The organism is Litorivivens sp., from assembly GCF_041624475.1.
Taxonomy (GTDB): domain Bacteria; phylum Pseudomonadota; class Gammaproteobacteria; order Pseudomonadales; family Spongiibacteraceae; genus Litorivivens.
The window spans coordinates 24820-41228 of the sequence record NZ_JBFJUX010000002.1; the positions used below are offsets into that span (position 1 = coordinate 24820).

A 16409-nucleotide genomic window follows, 5' to 3' on the forward strand; every position below is an offset into this window, starting at 1 on the left:
CCAAAATCTTTAGGTGCTTGTGATCTGCTCTGTAGGCTTTCGTCGTCCGAGTTTACGAGCGCTGCGAAGCCAACGCAGCATTTCTGGTAATGCCTGCTGCAAACGCTGTTGTGCTCCGATGACGAACCATCCACCTTTTTGGCGTTTGGTCAGCTTCTGTAACTCTAAAGCAGCTTTGGCTACACTAATGCGCTCACGGCCTAGCTCTCGGTAAATCAGGTTGGCGCGCTGTCGCCGTGATATCGCATCGCCAGCGTCCAGCAGAGATTCGATAAAGGCCAGGCTGGTCGACAGTATGCCCGAAATGTTGGCTGACTCTGTGTTGCTTACTGTGCTCTGCAGCTGCTCTGACAACGCCTGCTCGATGACGTTGAGCTCCGCTTGGAAAAGCTCTGTTTGTGCGGCTGCAGACTCTCGAATAAGCGAGCAAACTTCACGCACTGTTTCTTCGCATAAGAGGTTGTATTCCTGGAAGCTGGCCAAGGTTCGCAGCCCCTGTTCTGCGGGGCCAAGGTCGCCCTTGCGGTAGGGGGAGGGTTTGTATTTGTCCAGACGCGCTTGTAATTCACTGCTTGCATCATCCCAGCATGCTGTCATCAGCATTGCGCATGCCCGCGCACAGCTCTCCCAGGCTTGCCAGGCATACACGTAGTCCAACCCGGTACCCTTGATGTTCTGCATGCCCATTATTCGATTCTGGTAGCCAGGTGGCGTATTGTCATAAATTTCCTGGATGATGTTATCGCCGGTGGCGTGCTCGTTCTCGATGACAATTACATGGCTATAGAACCAGCTCCACAGCTGGTCACGAAATTTATGATCAAGCGTCTCTGACGGTTGGGCGTGTTGCACCTCGGTGGCTAGCGCCTCGAAGCTTGCCAGTTCTTCGAGGTACTGGCTGAGAAATCGCGCGACATCATCGCCTACACTCTGCGAGTGCGTCGCGGCCACCGCTTTGGACAAGTCAGGCGGCGATTCTAACCAACGTTCAATATCGTCTGCTATTTCCTGCGCGCCGATGCCCTCCAGCATGGCAAGCAGGCGCAGGCGCACCATTTCTATGCTTGTCGGGATGCGGCGAGCATGTGCCTCAGCGGTCAGGATCTGCAGTGGTGTGTCGGCTTCCTCTGCATCAGGCCATAGTGTCTTGGTGTCTGCAATTTCCTGCCAGGCCTCTTTCATATAGCTCTGGAGACCATCCAGATTGGTTCCAATCAGTACATGTCTGTCGGCACTGACATCTTTGACGAGTATTGATGCAAATACTCTTGAGCGGGCGATTCGATCGGCTCGGTTATTAACCACGGTGGAGGTCCAAACTCCGGGGCTTTTCAGGGGATCGTGGTCTGCGAAGCCCATGCGCTGCCAATTTCCCATGCAGCCCAGCCTTTCGTTAGCGGACATGCCCATGACAAATTCGAGGCAGCGCGTCTGCCGCTGTGCCAAAGGATAGGACTTCAGTACTCCCAGATCTGGTATCACATTGTCCGCCATTTCTTTAAGAGCATAGTCACGGGGCACTCCGACCTGGGCAGCTGTAGCGCAGACCAGAGCCATATTGAGGGGATGCTCCTCGTAGGGGAAGCGCTCCAAAAGATCGGGTGTGATCAAACCCGCTTCCAGCCAGCCGGCCTGAATAAACTCGGTGCCAACCTGAGTTGCCTCCTGCTCCAGCAAGGGCGTCATCTGTTCTTCGGTGGAAATGAGTGTGCTGTTTTCAGGTACGAAGTTCTGCATGACCTGCGGGATGTTAATGCCGGCTGGCCCCTGTAGATCTTCGTGGTCGGGGTATGTGTTGCAGATCGTTGCCAGATCATCCTGCATCCATTGTCGTTGCAGTGTATGAACGTAGGAGGGGGTAAGGCCCATACACTCCCATAGAAACACTTCGCAGCCCAAATCGCGGGCAATCCGCATAACGCCGACTTGTTCCCAAATTGTTGCTTTGTCGTAGGGACGAAACAAAAACAGCTCGCGAGTACTGCCATAGGCATGGCCGTGTACAAACATTGCTTCACAACCCGTAGTCTTGGAAACAATATTCAGCCCCAGCGAGTTAAACAAGGCAGCTTTGAGTCTTTCAGTACCCGATTTTCCTCGTGTGCCCCAGCCGCCAATCACTAAGGGCACACTTCGTCGGTAAGCTCGCATTTGAAAGTTGACGAACATGTGTCGGCCGAAAAAGAGAGCGCCTATAGCAATCAGAAAAGCAACAAGTTCACGGAGTGAATTCTGGTAAATAGATACGAAGTACTCAGCAAAGGACTCTAAAATTTGCGGAGGAATCACAACGACACTGGTGCCGAAAAAACGTTTTACGGAAGGGTCCTCTGAATAACGCAGTGAGCCCTTGGTGTCATGACTGCTGAATTCGATGCCAATGCCATATTTCCGCAAGGCTGCAACATAGCCACGAGGTGATTCCGAGCGTCGTGAATGCCAGTTTCTCAGTTGCGATAGGTGAGATACGTCGCGACTAAGTTTAATGCGGGTGTTCAGCCGTTTTAAAAGAGAGTGGGGAGGGTTTATCGTGGTAACTCCTTCACTTGAATACAATCGCATCGGGCGACTGCTCAACCCGCAGGCAGAAATGACCTGATCGACCAGAGGTAGATAGGGACGCCAGCCGCCTTCCTCGTTATTGAAAAGTGGCTCGCCAGGTACTTTTGTCTCGCTCAGTTCCGCCATGATCTGACTTTGTGCTTGAACGCGTGATGGGTAATGTCGGCCTATTGTGTGCTGGAAGGCCTGTCGTTTGTCGCTTGAGGGATGACGGGTTTCGTGTAGGAAACGCCAGATGCGGAAACCAAAACGATCGTGTTTAAGTATGCGCGCGCGCCCATTTTTTAAGGTCAGGTCGAACCCACAATCACGTTGTGCTTGAACGGCCAGCAGACGGGCCAGGACATCTTCCGTCAGTTCCGGGTCTACCTCAAGGTATAAGGTTTCGCCAGAGCGCAGTGCGGCAACCTGTTCTCGCAGCTCAGTTAACGTTTCATAGCGCTGTGTACTCCGTTGCGCCCACAGCGTTTCAAGCGTCTCCCGGGACCAGCGCCGCACCGTCAGCGCATCGTGAGACTCGTGGAGTGCGTTCAGGGGGCCGTTTAGGGCCAGTTCCCAACTGGATAAAGTGTCTCGCTGATTGGAATTGATGAGTGCTAGATGTGAGGTTGCTGTTTCCCGAAGTGCAACACGGACTACAAAATTGCTCCGGTCCTTCTTCAGAGCCAGGGCAATCGTGGTCAGACAGACTGGGAATAGTTCTGGATTCGTTACAAGCTTACCAATAGCGAGTACAGCCGCAGCTCGAACGGATGGTTCCGAATCTTCCGTTGCAAGAACGGGCAGCAGTGCCATAACCTGATCACTCGGCAATTCGGGTAATGCGAACGCGACCGCCTGTCGAACGTGCGCTGAGGGGTCGACCGCAGCCTCATGGATCAGCAGACGAGCTTCCGCTGACTGATGAATCACGCGCTGCAAAATACCAACTGCGCGAGCGCGCACAAACATGGCGTCCGGTAAATCCGTATATTCAAAGCGTCTGCGCACAGCTCGACATAGCCATTCCACGGACACCCTCGAAAGTACGGACAGAGCGGCAGACTGTAGCCAGGGTGACGTTCGCGAATCGAGAGCTGTTTGCAGTGTCGTTTGCAAGATAGGGCGTCCAAGTGTGGACTCGCGATCTACCACAGGTAGACAGTTTGTCAGCTGTTCCAGCGCTTCGTAGGCTGTCAGGCGCACGCGCTGTTCACCCTGGTATTTGAGTTGGCGCAAGAGTACTGAGCGGATCTTAAATCTACGCCATGTATCGGCGAAACTTTGCGGGTCGTTTTGGATTACCCGGCTTGCCAGGCCGGCAAACCGGTCGATGCATAGCGCCAGCATGCGCTCTTGCTCCGCTACGCGCCTCTGATAGCGTTCGGAAACCGCATCGGCACCAAACCATAGCTGAAAGGACGCTTCATCACGCTTAAGATCACGTGAGCTTGACCCGAGGTCGCGAGCAAAGTTGAGGATATGCTGATTGCGTTCCAGCTCCGTGGCTGCACGTGCATAGCGACCAGAGAAATCGGCCGAAGAGCGATGCAGCGATTGAAGTTTTTGTTCCGTGCTTTCAATGAGCAGGGGGATGAATGTTAGAAGTCCTGTGTCAGCTGAGAGGGCGCGGTCATTCTCTTTTAGCCAGGCCTTGTACAGTTTGGTTATCTGGGTCAGCCTGCTGCGGTGGATACGCTGCCAGCTTTCGCTCAGACCAGTGTTCAGGGCCTCTGAGATATTTTCTTCAGTCATTTAGCGTGCCCATAATGTTGTTTTCGAGACTGCCTAGGGCGCGTCGTTTTCGCGAGTTAATAAATGGAATTTCTCCACCGCGGAAGTCTTTATAGTGACGACCGTTGGCGAATGAATACTCAATCCTCATAAAATAGGAATGGTCATCAATATCGGTATCTATTCGGGCGCCTAGGCGAAGCGACCATCGACTGCGAGATGACACCCAACGGTCGTAACCAACAGAAAGCATTGCACTGCGACGTGTTGCGCCTCCTGTTCGATCGGCATCGTCTAAAAGTTCCTGCCAGCGACCTTTAAGCTCCAGGTCGAAATCGCCTAACAGCTGTCGCCAGCGCAGGTCGAGGCGTGCATAGTCGAGACCTGAATCGTGCAGTGGATCATTGCTCGCAATAGTAAAATCTGCGTCGAAAGCCGTGTCCATCCAGGGTAGATAGTCAATTCCACTTGCCAGCCAAACTGCTCGTGGGTGATCCTGCCGATAAGGGCTGAAAATGCTGCGGTCAGCGACTTCGCCTGCGGCGAGATCAGGGGTGGGGACATAGCGCTGAACAAGCGTCGCCTCAAATCGCGTTGACCATTTTTCGTTCCAGTGCCATGGGCGTGAGGCGGCCAAGGACAGGTCGCCGCCCCATATTCTCGAATTCAGGTTTTGTGTATAACCGGCGAACTTTCCGGTAAATGCCCATGGCGTATCGTCTGGACGCCAATCGGTCGCGGCTCGCAGGCCAAGCGTAGTCGTGCCGTCACTGCGAAAACGAGCAAGAGGTTCCAGTTTCAAGTCAATGTGGTCGGTGTCAAACTCGCGCCGGTAAGGCGTTATGACTTCAAAATACCGGTCACGTTCGGCTTCTATACCACTTTCCTCTTCTGCGCCGAGGGATACATAGCCAAGCGAGGTGCTCCAGGTGCCATCCTCCTGGCCGCCCAGAGGCAGTTGGTCAATAAGTCGAAGCGGGGAGGCGAGATGGCCACTCGTATCGATGCTCTGGCCCGGTAAGCCAGCTATAACCGTTGGTTGGCGTCGGGAGGGTGTCGTTTCTCGAGTTATTGGTGATTTCACCAGGTGCCGAATACGCACTAGCGATTCTCTGGTACCTTGCGGAGGGCCGACGACGATGCGCTCCTGATTTTCAGGAATGTAACGGTACTGCGTGCTGATGCGCTCTCCGAAATATTGATCGATGGCAAGTAATGCCGGCCCCCGAACCTGCATTTCCAGAGGATTATCCTGGCGCGTGATATGGTAGTCGCGTATTGCTTCAGGGCGTAGCCATTGGTTGAGTGTTTCGTCAAATATTTCCAGGGCAACAAACTGGTTTGTGTACGCTGAATCTAGTTTGATAGAGAGTACATGCTCGTCAGGCGCAAGATCCAGCGTTGCCAATACCGACTCGCCAGCTTGATTGAGGCTCAACGTTTTAGCAGGCGAGTTATTCAGTTTGATACTGAGTTCCGCTGGTACTGCCCGAGTCCAGGGCATTTCGATAAGTCGCGCGCGTATTCTCAGCCGCGCATCACGCAGCCGCCGTAGCTGCAGAGTCAAACGGTCGCCCTGTCGCAGCACGTGATGCTCGGAGATGTCGGGTGCCATGAGCGCTTGACGTATGCGCAGGCTACTATTTTCCGGGCGCCACCCTGAATAGGCGAGGCGTGTGATCCCCAATTCGCGATGCATCGCGTTAACCTGCCACCATTCGAGATTTCGGCGCAGTTGCCCCAGGATCGCGCCTTCGTCTGGTAAGGTTGGATAACTGACCGCAAGCGCTTCGGCCAAGGTCGCAGCCTCCATGCCGTTGTCAGCGTGCTCGGCGTGCCAGGCTGCGCGCATCATCGCTTCGCGGCGGAGCGCGGGATTGTCAGGGTTAGCTGGCCATGCGGGCTGTTCATCGATCGCAACGGGTGAGTTCCAGTATGGCCTGGCTTTGAGGATTGGCCAATGAGTCGCCACAAGAGGCGGCGAATGGCTCAGTTTGGTTTTCGGCAGGGGGATTTCATCAAGCCGCGGTGAGACATTCCCGTATTGCGTTATCTGCCGTAGGCGAGGGTGGGCTAAAGAGTAATCATCGACAGGGAGTTTTAGCAACCAGTCGCCTTGTGTGGCGCTTTCAAGGTTTTGGCTGTTCACGTCGGGCAAGAGTGGTAGGCGCAGTGCCGGCTGGAGTATTTGCGGGCGCACGAACAGTTCGAACCGTTCTGAGTGTATGGCGATAGCATGTTCGCCCGGCCCGAGATCCAGCAAACTGGTTTCTGCCTGGCCCACGCCTGAGCCTGTACCAGTCAGCGGTGTCCATCCGGGAGCAGCACGATTGTTGAAAACGGGTACAACTTTATGTGTGCCATTATGGTGAACGCTAATCCAGCCATCTATTGGCGTATTTCCTTGGTGTAGAGGGCGCATTTCAAGGCGAAGCAGAGCGGGGCCTTCAATACGCAGGTTTAGTGGCTGACGCGAGTTTGCCCGATAACCTGCCAGCAGCTTATCTGTCCTCGCCATATGAGACATGATTACGCCGGCGCTGTCGGTGACAATATCTTCGCGGGACTGCCACCGCCAGGGGCCGGGCGACTGTATCAGCCAGCTGCGCCATGAAGCTATGGCATTCGCTCTTTCCTCTTCTTCAGGTGCCGACAGAGCACGGGCGATCGCCAAGCCCTGATTCAGGTGGGTGAGTTCCGCTTCAGCATTGGTGCTACTCCAGGCTTGTCTTGCGGCCGATAGATCCAGTGTTATGGCATTGCGGTAGCCAAGCCAGAATGAGCGACGTTCGATCGTAAGGTTTTCTATTAAGTGATCAAACAAATACCAGTTTCTGGTCTCAATACTGGCCACGATCATTGCTTCGCTTGGCTGCTCTTCGGGCGACAACAGCATAGCCAGATCGAGACCGAGATCTGCATCGCCATCGGCGATTAATTGGGTCGCCAGTAAACCAATCCAGTCAACGGATCGATTGTCACCCCGACGAATGAGCGAGGCATACAGGCCCTGAAGCTCAACATTACGACCGGCAATTCGGTATTCATTTTCCAGTTCTGCGATTGCCCAGTCCCGCAGCTCCGATTGCCTGGTAAATAGGGCAATGCCGCGAAGGATGCGTTCGGCCAAGGCCCTTTCGCCGGCCTGTCGCAATGCGCTGATCTGAAGCATTAGCGCCTGCTCGCTCCGGGGAGAGTCGAGCCAGCGATAGGGGCTGCCGAGTAATTCCAGGGCATGCGTCGGGTTGGCTGTATGCAGTGCAGCGCGGGCTTTATTCAGTACTGTCGAATTATTGCTTTGATCAGTTGGCGCGGGCTGGTGAGCCTCAACCGCAGTTTGGTAATGCTCGGCAAGATCATCAAGCATGCTTAGCAGCGGAAACCAGTGCTGGGCCAATGTGGCTGTTTGGCCGGTTGATTTGGTAGCGGCCTCCACGCGGGCAGTAAGCCCCGCAGGGACGATGGTGTATTCCATACCCTCAACGTGGTGGGTGTTACGCCACTCAACTGCGGCATGCCGTTCTTCAAAGGGACCGGCTTGTACACTCCAGAGGTGTTTGTTATCGCTGGTTAGAGTTTCCACAAGGCGGGCGGATACCCCTGAATCCTGAAGTTGGCGGATGCGGATTTGTGCTGCGTTGCGATTTGTATAGGTGCCGGCTGGGGCATACCACGCTTCTGTTTCTTCTGTGTCTGGCCGACCAAGCAAGTCAAGAAATAGGTCCAGGCGTGTTTCCGCGGGTAGTGCTGCCAATAACTTGAGATACTCCGGTTTGGTCAACTGGTCCGGTTTCGCAACTCGGTAGCGGAAGGCGAAACGCAGTTCGGCGACGGCTGGGTCGCTAGACCATACCTTAAACCCTTTCGCATTCGCTGGTAGTGGCAATTCCTGTTGTGCAGGAGCGACCCAGGGCAGCGATGCCGTTTCCATATTCAATCTAGCCCGGGCGAATAGTCCTTCGATTCCCTCGCTCGATGCATTCAGCAGCGCAAGCGCAGCCTCCAGCTTGGACGGCAGGCGTTCCAAGGTCGGGAATTCGAATGCCGGATGGACGATCATGCGGCGCGCTTCCTGCCCTTGTAGTTGTATCCATAGTGCTACGGGCCGAGCCAGACGGCGCGTGTCAGCCATAATCTGCAGATCGCTATGCGCGCTGCGATATGGCAACTGGTAAGACAGCGACAGGGGCTGCCGGGGGCAGTCATGACAACAGAGCGAACGGTTTTGGTCGCCGTCGCAGGAATTACCTGGCGCAGAGAACAGCGCGGAGCTAAGCCCCTGAAGCAATGAGTCGACGTGCAGAGTGCTTGTGGTGAAGGCTTTGCGTGGTGTGGCCAGAGGCACTGGCGCGTAGGGAATGGCTAGCGACCACCCCTGTTGAGCATTCGAGGCCATCGAGTCAGGTGAAAGATTGCGAAAGAAGCTGTGTCGGCCGCGCCACTCCTGAGCAATATCAAGGAGATCGGGGCGAGCTGGTGCACTTGCTGGAATGCCTTCGAGACTCGCAATTGCCTGCAAGGCGCCTTCGCTGCGAGTATTTTGTGTTCGCAGTCGATCGGCACTATCCATTATGGCCTGCAGCCGTGAATAGGTTTCCTTAACCGCAGCTGATTGTGTTTGACTACCAAGTTGTGCCGCGGACAGTGCCGGTGAGTTTATTGCCGGTAGCAGCCAATTGCTTTGGCTCTGGGCTTCAATCCTGAGCAGTGTCGCTGAACTGACGTCAACATGCAGCTGGAAGTGCCCGGCCGGTAAATCAACATAACGGGTCTCAAGCTGCCCGGTGGGCATCGCACAACCGTCGACTTTGACTGGCGCGTGATAGGCTGGTGTCGTGTCGTAGTCGAGAATTTTTTGCCAGCCGAGATGGGCGCCGTCACATTCGCCTGCGTGGCAGTCTTTGCCTGTGGCGGCAGTCGATAGGGGGTGAACTCTCAGTTCTACCTGATAGTGATCAACCGCTTGGGGGCTGTTGCGCGCTTGTTGCGGCGCGGAAAAACCACGCTTGGCATAACAGATAAGCGAGGTTGGCCACTGTGTAGTTGGGCCTTCTGCCGGTGGATAATAAAGGCGGGTTTGGACCTCTAGACGAGTGGGGCCCTGTATTTCGGCTGTGGTTCCCTTGCCGGGCACGAGAGCCGCATAGCGGCGATGTTGTCCTGATTGTTCGGAGACGCGTACCAGCGGAGCATCCAGACCTATCGGCTCTCTTTGTGGGGTAAGCACTGGAGGTGATTCACGCCGAGAATGGAAAAAGCGCAGCGCGCCGCCTGTCTCTCGGCCATCGCGTACCAGGAAGATCCGCTCTTGGCCCTTGTCGTCGGTGACGATAATATCATGGCCATCATTGGCACACTGGGCTGCGGACTCAATAAAGAGGCCGCTACCGTTACCTTGCATAACGGTGACTCCGGATAAACAGTCGTTCGATTTTTCGTCGTGAACTCTAAAAGCACTGTTGGCGTGTAATCGAAAAATCCACTCATCTTGGTTGTTTGTTAAGGGTGCCGAGGTGTTCTCAGAGGCCATAACGTTGCGGCGAAGGGGATCATTTTCCAGTTCATCCCAGCGAAGCGTATGGGGATAGGATTCTCGCCACAAATATTCGAAGGAAAGCCGATCGCTACGCTGTGGCATCAAGTCTGCTGCCAGCAGGGGTTGCGCCGCAAGTATCCCGAAAAGGATTAGTAGGCTGTGGCGAGGCATTGATAAAGCGTCCGTCTGAGCGATGGGCTTTGCAGCAGCTTTTCTCGCAGGCTTCGGTCTATCTCGAGGTGAACAAAGCCATCTTGCCGCTGTTCCATAAAGAGTCTGCCTTGGCTGTTGGTTGTACCGCCAAGCTCCTTGACCGTGTCGGGAAAGATAAGAACACCGCGTATCTGTCTATACAGGCAGTTATAGATGGAGAACACCGGTGCCGAGATAAAATGGCGGCCGCTACTAATAATGATTGTTGATTTCTGGGCTCGGGAGGTTTTGCGTTTATCCGCGCTGTAACCGTGTATCTGGATCAGTCTCGAATTTTTTAGTCCGCGGGCTTGCCCGAGCGTGAAGGCTTGCAGGAAGCTGCGGTCAAGGTGGGCCAGGTCCGCATCACCAGGTCCCGGTTCGTCATCGATTCGGCGCGGTGTCGTATTCCAGGCGACAGCTCTGGGGTTGTTTTCCTGCGCAAGTTTGGCGGTGAGGCGGCCGGTTCCCCAGTCATCTCGGCGGTGTGGCGCCTGCAGAACCAAGCTGGAGTCAGGGTTTGCCGAAAAGAGAAACGCACCTCGGCCCCGGCGATTAATTTCTCGGATCAGCCACCACCGCTTTTGCTCGTGGCACAGCTCTACTAAGTCAAAGCCCAATGCTTGCCAGTCAGAGCGGTAATCAGCGATTTCTTCGGGGTTGCGAAAATGGTGCTCAAACAAGCTGGCTGCCGAAGCGATGTCGATAGCGTCCGGTTGGACATAATCTCCTCCAGCAGTTTTCTCTATTACGTCGATCAACGGTAGGGGCGAGCATGGCGGCAAAGATTCAGCAGCCAGGGCGCAGGTGCTGGTAAGAGCCAGGCTTGCCCAGTGTATTGCTCTAAAAATCATTTGAGGGGCGATCCTTTCTCGATGTGCTTTGCTCGGCCAACCCGGGAGTCAACTCAAAGAGAGAAACATAAGCCGTGTCGGCGCCATTCAATTCCAACACAAGTGTAGTATCGGTGTTGCTGCGGTCGCTGCCAATCGGCAGAAAGCCAACTCCTGCGTCTCGCCAGGCTCCCTCGATCTGCTCATGGGCAATTGATGGATCCTCGGCCGATGGCGTGAAGCGAAAAATCCGGTCAGCAACGGTCCAGTCAGGCAGTTGTAACTGGTCGGACAATTTGGCTGGCGATGCAGAGACAACCAGATCCGCAGATGAGCTGGACACCGGCAGAATAGCGCGAATCGAAAGCGTTCGGTTCTCCGCGCCGGCGCCTACTTGGTAGTGCAGTTTTTCTCCACGGTTTATCCGCTGTGCGTAAACCTTAAGGAAGCCTCCCTGACGATCGGCAAGCTGATTTACCAGCCAGTTGCCTTTTGACGAATCGGAAATTCGGATACGGTGCCTTCCGGGCGCAAGCGGCGGCAGTTCTACGGTTCCCTGCCTGGGCAGGGGCCGAAGTAGCGGAATTGATAAGCCATCCACTTGGATATCGCTGTTGGGCGAGGCGTGCTTATACATCAGTTCGACCCGAGGCTCAGCGCCATCGGGTCTCGGGGCGATCTGCAGGTGCTGGGTCTGGTTTGGCTCAATACGGAAAAAGATGTTACTCAGCGCGTCGGAGCGGGTGGCGGCAAATTCATCGCGGGGCAGCAGGAACCAGGCACCGGGAGCGGCTTCCTCGGGATACCACTGCTGCCAGTTAAAGTTCCCCGCAAGTATGTCGGGGTCGCGCTCTGGTGTTTGTGGTTGACGTCGAATCATCAGTCTCTCGGGTGGCACTTCCCAGTCAGGTTGTAGCGAAAACCATAGCGGTTGCCGATCGGGATCTTCGGTCCAGGGCTGATAGTCAGCGGGTACTCTGGTTATTTGTCGCAGGTGAAGCGGGCGAGTGTAAACGGACGCCCACATCGGATTCGGTGCCCTCAGGCGCAATAGTCGGGCCTCTTCAGGTGCCAGTAGGTAAAATGAATGGGCCTCGCTAACCCAGCTATCGTAAGGCATATCGTCCCGTATGTCGGTGTGCAATATTTTGGGCTCGAAGGTCACTGTTCCGCGTTTAATTGTTTCTGCGTTCTCGTTTAGCAGCTCCCATTGCGCTGTAAACGAGCGCGTCAGCGGCGGGTTTGAGCGAAGGTCTATTTTGCGCAGATCAACTTTTAGCGGCGTGGATTCCCCTACAACATGAGAGAGGGGGTATGTAAGCGGCTTGTCTTGGCTAAAGCCCCAAACCAGACTCCGCAAAAGTTCTGGCGTCAATTCCTCTCCAGTCTCACCATCATAGGCGCGCACCAGAGCAGGTTTGTCTGTATTGACGGTGATCCAGCCTTTTTTCCAAGGCCTCTGCAAAGACTCCTCGACGACTGCAATCTCGTTCTCCGGCGGTGAAGAGTCTCCCTTTTCATAAGTCAGCTTCGCGGTGACCTTACTTGAGCCATCTACCGCGGTGATTTTTATTTTTACGCTACCAGAGGGCGTTTTTAAGGGAAGAACGGTGGTTTGCTCAGGCCCGCTTACCAGTCCAAAGCCCACAAAATCATCGTGCCAGCGTGTTAGTTCATCCTGTGGTTCGTACTTCAAACGGGCACTGATATAGTCCTGACCCTCCACACCCTGTGGACCGACCGGCGTCCATCGGCTAAGGATGAGGCGCTGCTTAATCTGCGGCTCCAGTAGATCCGGCGGGAACACGAGAGGAGCGGAGAGTTGATATCTTGTCGACGCGCTGAGCCTGATCCACTCGCGCTCTGCCATTGATTCGGGCAGGCGCTCATGAGTAAAGACGCGGACTATCACTGCGTCAACGCCGGGAGAGGGCAGCATCCGCAAACGCAAGGCCCCGCTAGCCGGAGTAGTCAAGGTCAGCGATTGTGTAGTGCTGACCACCGACTGGTGAGGTGCCAACAGCCGTGCGGCCGGTACTGCCTCAGCCTGATGCGGTGAGCGCAACCATACGACGCTGGAGGCGAAGTAATGTTGTTTAGGTTTTTTCTGTCCCGGCAAGGTATATTCTATTCCGAAGTTGATGTCAGTGGGATCCTGATCGGGCTGGTTCTGCGGAATAGCAGCCGTTGCTAAAATACTGACGAGACCATCCGGCGGGTTAATTTCAAAGTGAGTCCACGTGTCAGTGGTTAATTTGAAAACTGTTTTGGGCGCGCCTTGCTCATCCAGCTCAGCCAGCCGGGCTATCATATTTTCCAAGGCGTCAGACTGCCAGGCTGTGGCAATTGCCCAAGCCAGTAGTGCGAGAGCCAGCACCAGCAGGTAGGGTGCGCCGGCCCGGTCTATTCTGACGGTGCGAATATGAGCCATGCGCTTGAGTCTCTCATAAAACTGCTGATAATTTCCGGGTTCGCTTCTGATAACGCTACCGCCTGCCCCTGATTCAGGCGTAGCGGGTTAATTGTCCATATCCCGGCCAGTCGTTCGCTAGGATCATAAACGGCTATATAGGAATTCAAATTCTCGCGATCGAGAACTCGCTCAAAGCGATACTGAGGCCAGCGACGAGTCAGTCGATAAAGTGCGACAACATCCGCTGCGTGCTGGTAACTTTTTAAAGCTTCAATCATCTCAGCCGGTAGTGGTCGTTTTGGTGGGCTACTCTGATGCGACTGAATTAATGTCTTTAATGCTATGTTCCGCTCTTCTATCCCGACCGCAGCGAACAACCTTTGCTCCACCCTATTGGACGTGTATCGCTTGAAACTACTGCGCACGGATGGAGACAGCCGTATCAGGCTGAATTCTGCCGACGGCCAGATTTGAACCTGTTGAGCGATCGGATTATTAGTCAGAGTTGATGTTGCCAGCGAAGGTTGCGTATTGGCGTATGCAAGGTTAAGCCCAAGGTCCTTTAAATGTTTAAATATATAATTCGACTGCGGGCCAGCAGGATAGCGGTCAGGCAACAGGACCGCGTCAACATCGAGTGCAAACGCTGGATCGTTAAAAAAGTACCCACGAACAAGCAGTGTGTGGCTGCCACCATTATTGTGTGCTTCCAGGAATGTTTGGTTGGCAAGGGTGAGCAGCGAATCGGATTCCGGTAACAGTACGTCCGCGAGTGCATTTGGGTTGGCATGTCGATGTGCGGTGGCAATAGTCAGTGCCCTTGCCCCTAATTGCTCGAAAAGGGTTAATGCGAGTTCTCCGCTGCCAGGTTCGCTTTGAGGGTAGGGAACACCAACGTGAATAGGGCGAGCGGGCCCCAATCTGACAATGAGTACACCCCAAAACCGTTTGCTGTCTTCAGCTGTTTCGGATAGGAGCACATATTCTTCATTGGTTGTGGCTTGGATCAAGTGCACTAGGTTATAGCCGACGGTTGAGGCAGCGCGGTTGAGTACTGCGAGACGAGTTTCACGGTCCGGTTCATCCTTCAACAGTGGTGCTTCAGCCAATAGCGGTGAAATTACCTCTTCATCTAAATAAAGAAGTTCGTCCGTGCCTGGCGGGCGGTAGCGATTGCTGCCACGTTCCGCAAAACGCCCGGGTGTCTCGAAAACCCACTCGGCGAGGTAACCGTCGATTCGCTGGACTGTTTTCAGTTGCTGCACACTGGAAAGACCTTCGCGAGCAATGATGGCCTGCCTCAAATCCCGACGAGTAACCATTAACTCGGCTATGCCAGATAGCGTCGATTCGCGTGCTGCGTTTTGAAATTTAGGCGCGCCCCATATCGTTTGCAGACCGTCGAAAAGCTCAGTTAAAACTCTGACATTGAGCCCGTCTGGTAAAGCGCGTTTTACCCAGAGTGTTGGCTTGTCTCTTTCATCGCCGTGCAGTGCACGTGAGCGAACTTGTAGAATCTGGTCGCTGCGCATTCCCTTCCGAAATGCGGTAAAGATGGATTCGCGGGCAAGAAGCATGTCAGAGCTATTGTCAGCGTTGATTTCCGAGCGAGCGGTGGCCAGTGACAGGCCTTTTGCACCCAGCGTTGTCATCAGGAGCAGGGCGTCATCCGGGCGCACTCGCTCGTTCGAGGCCCTGGGCCACTCGAGTATTAGTTCTGATTCGGCCTGCCGATCGATAACGAACGAACCCCAGCCTCGGATAGGTTCTTTCTCGCGAATGTAGAGATAGCGCTGATCAAACGTAGTGACCTGAAAACCTAAACTATCCAGTGCGCCGATGGCTTTGTTTTCGGCTTGGATTGGTTCGTTCGCCAGCTGGTAGATAGCCTGTCTGAAAGTGCGTATTTCATGGGGATAAGGTCGCGGCATTTGTCCGAGTGATCGGGCCTGGTAGTATAGAATGGCGTCGTCGCGCATCTGTTGTTCCAGGCTGATATCAGGGCTCGCGGTCTGAGCGCTGAGTACAAATTCCGGTGCAAACGATGGCTGATCTTCTCGGTTTAGAAGCTGTATGGCAAAGCCGATGATTGTTGCGATGATAACTGCCGTGCCTGAAGCCTGGATGGTCGCACGGGTCATTTGTACGGCGGCTCCTTTGTCGAACATCTTTAGTGCCAGTAGTGTAGACAAGAGGTAGCCAAACCCGAATGTGTCAGTGACTTTTGTGTCCGGGAAAAAGATCGGGACAAACCAGCCCGCAAGGTAGCGATATAGGAAGCTTATATTAAACAGAAACAGTATCTTTCTTGCGCCTTCGATATTCATGTTTGCAAATAACGAAGTCCCGACCAAATACCGGGCGAAAGTCAAAATGACATAGGCTTCGGCGAAGGTGAAAAGAATCTTGGACGGTTGGTACCACTGCAGTGCCAGAAGCGCAGGTAGCAAAATACCGTTAAAGTCCCAGCCGTAGAGGAGATTGAACCTGGACGCGATAAAGGCGGCCGTTAGCAAGACAATGTAGGATTTGGGGGAGGCCAGTATTGATTGCGCTGCAGCTTCATACATGTAACCGATATTGCTGATGCTGAAATTGGTGTACTCCATCAGTACAAAGCGCACGATCAACCAAGTTACAGCAATGCCTACCCCTAGCGTAAACAGCCCCCGGCTCAGTCCGGGCTTCCAAAACTGGTTTGCTGTGAGCGCGATGATGATTAGCCCAAATGACTGCAAGTCATTCCGCAGATCGGTTTCGGAAAGCCCGAGTTTTTTCAGATACTCGTCGAGTGAAGGAATAATTGCGCCGTCGAAGGCGATGCGCACGGCAACACTCACCAGAACGATAGCGAAAAAGCGATCGCGACCAAATAGTGATGACCATAGCCCGAGTCGCCAGGCTTTTTCGGAAAAAATGTATACGATGAGATAAGTCAGCGCGCCTTCAAAGACTATGAGCGCTGCACTCCAGGGCTTCAGTATAAGGATTGGGACAAGGTAGCCGGGAACAACGAGACCTGATAGCAACCACCCATAGCGCAGGTTAAAAAACGCCATTACAAAGACGCCCACCCAGACGGTGGTGATTACGGAGCCGGCCAGGCTTCCTTCGGGGAAAATTGGAAGTGGAAAGATCGATTCCAGCATCGTGGCGATCG

The 16409-nt window shown here is 54.3% G+C and carries 5 protein-coding genes; all 5 read right to left on the reverse strand.

The window, feature by feature from the left end; all coding sequences use genetic code 11:
• Window positions 1-9: 9 nt before the first annotated feature.
• From ABY734_RS02865 to ABY734_RS02885, 5 genes are read right to left on the reverse strand one after another with little or no spacing between them, the layout of a single operon-like run.
• Complete coding sequence (locus ABY734_RS02865) at window positions 10-4296, reverse strand: hypothetical protein (RefSeq protein WP_372777467.1); 4287 nt, start codon at window positions 4294-4296, stop codon at window positions 10-12.
• Window positions 4289-9913 carry an SPOR domain-containing protein gene (locus tag ABY734_RS02870; protein ID WP_372777468.1) on the reverse strand — a complete coding sequence of 1875 codons (5625 nt, stop codon included), beginning with the start codon at window positions 9911-9913 and terminating at the stop codon, window positions 4289-4291. The genes ABY734_RS02865 and ABY734_RS02870 overlap by 8 nt, the downstream gene beginning before the upstream one ends.
• Before the next feature lie 47 nt (window positions 9914-9960).
• A complete protein-coding gene (locus ABY734_RS02875; protein WP_372777469.1) occupies window positions 9961-10857 on the reverse strand; it encodes a hypothetical protein in 897 nt (298 codons plus the stop codon).
• Complete coding sequence (locus ABY734_RS02880; RefSeq protein ID WP_372777470.1) at window positions 10847-13267, reverse strand: hypothetical protein; 2421 nt, start codon at window positions 13265-13267, stop codon at window positions 10847-10849. The genes ABY734_RS02875 and ABY734_RS02880 overlap by 11 nt, the downstream gene beginning before the upstream one ends.
• Window positions 13240-16398: a poly-gamma-glutamate biosynthesis protein PgsC/CapC gene (locus tag ABY734_RS02885; RefSeq protein WP_372777471.1), complete on the reverse strand. Its 3159-nt coding sequence runs from the start codon at window positions 16396-16398 to the stop codon at window positions 13240-13242. The genes ABY734_RS02880 and ABY734_RS02885 overlap by 28 nt, the downstream gene beginning before the upstream one ends.
• Window positions 16399-16409 lie beyond the last annotated feature (11 nt).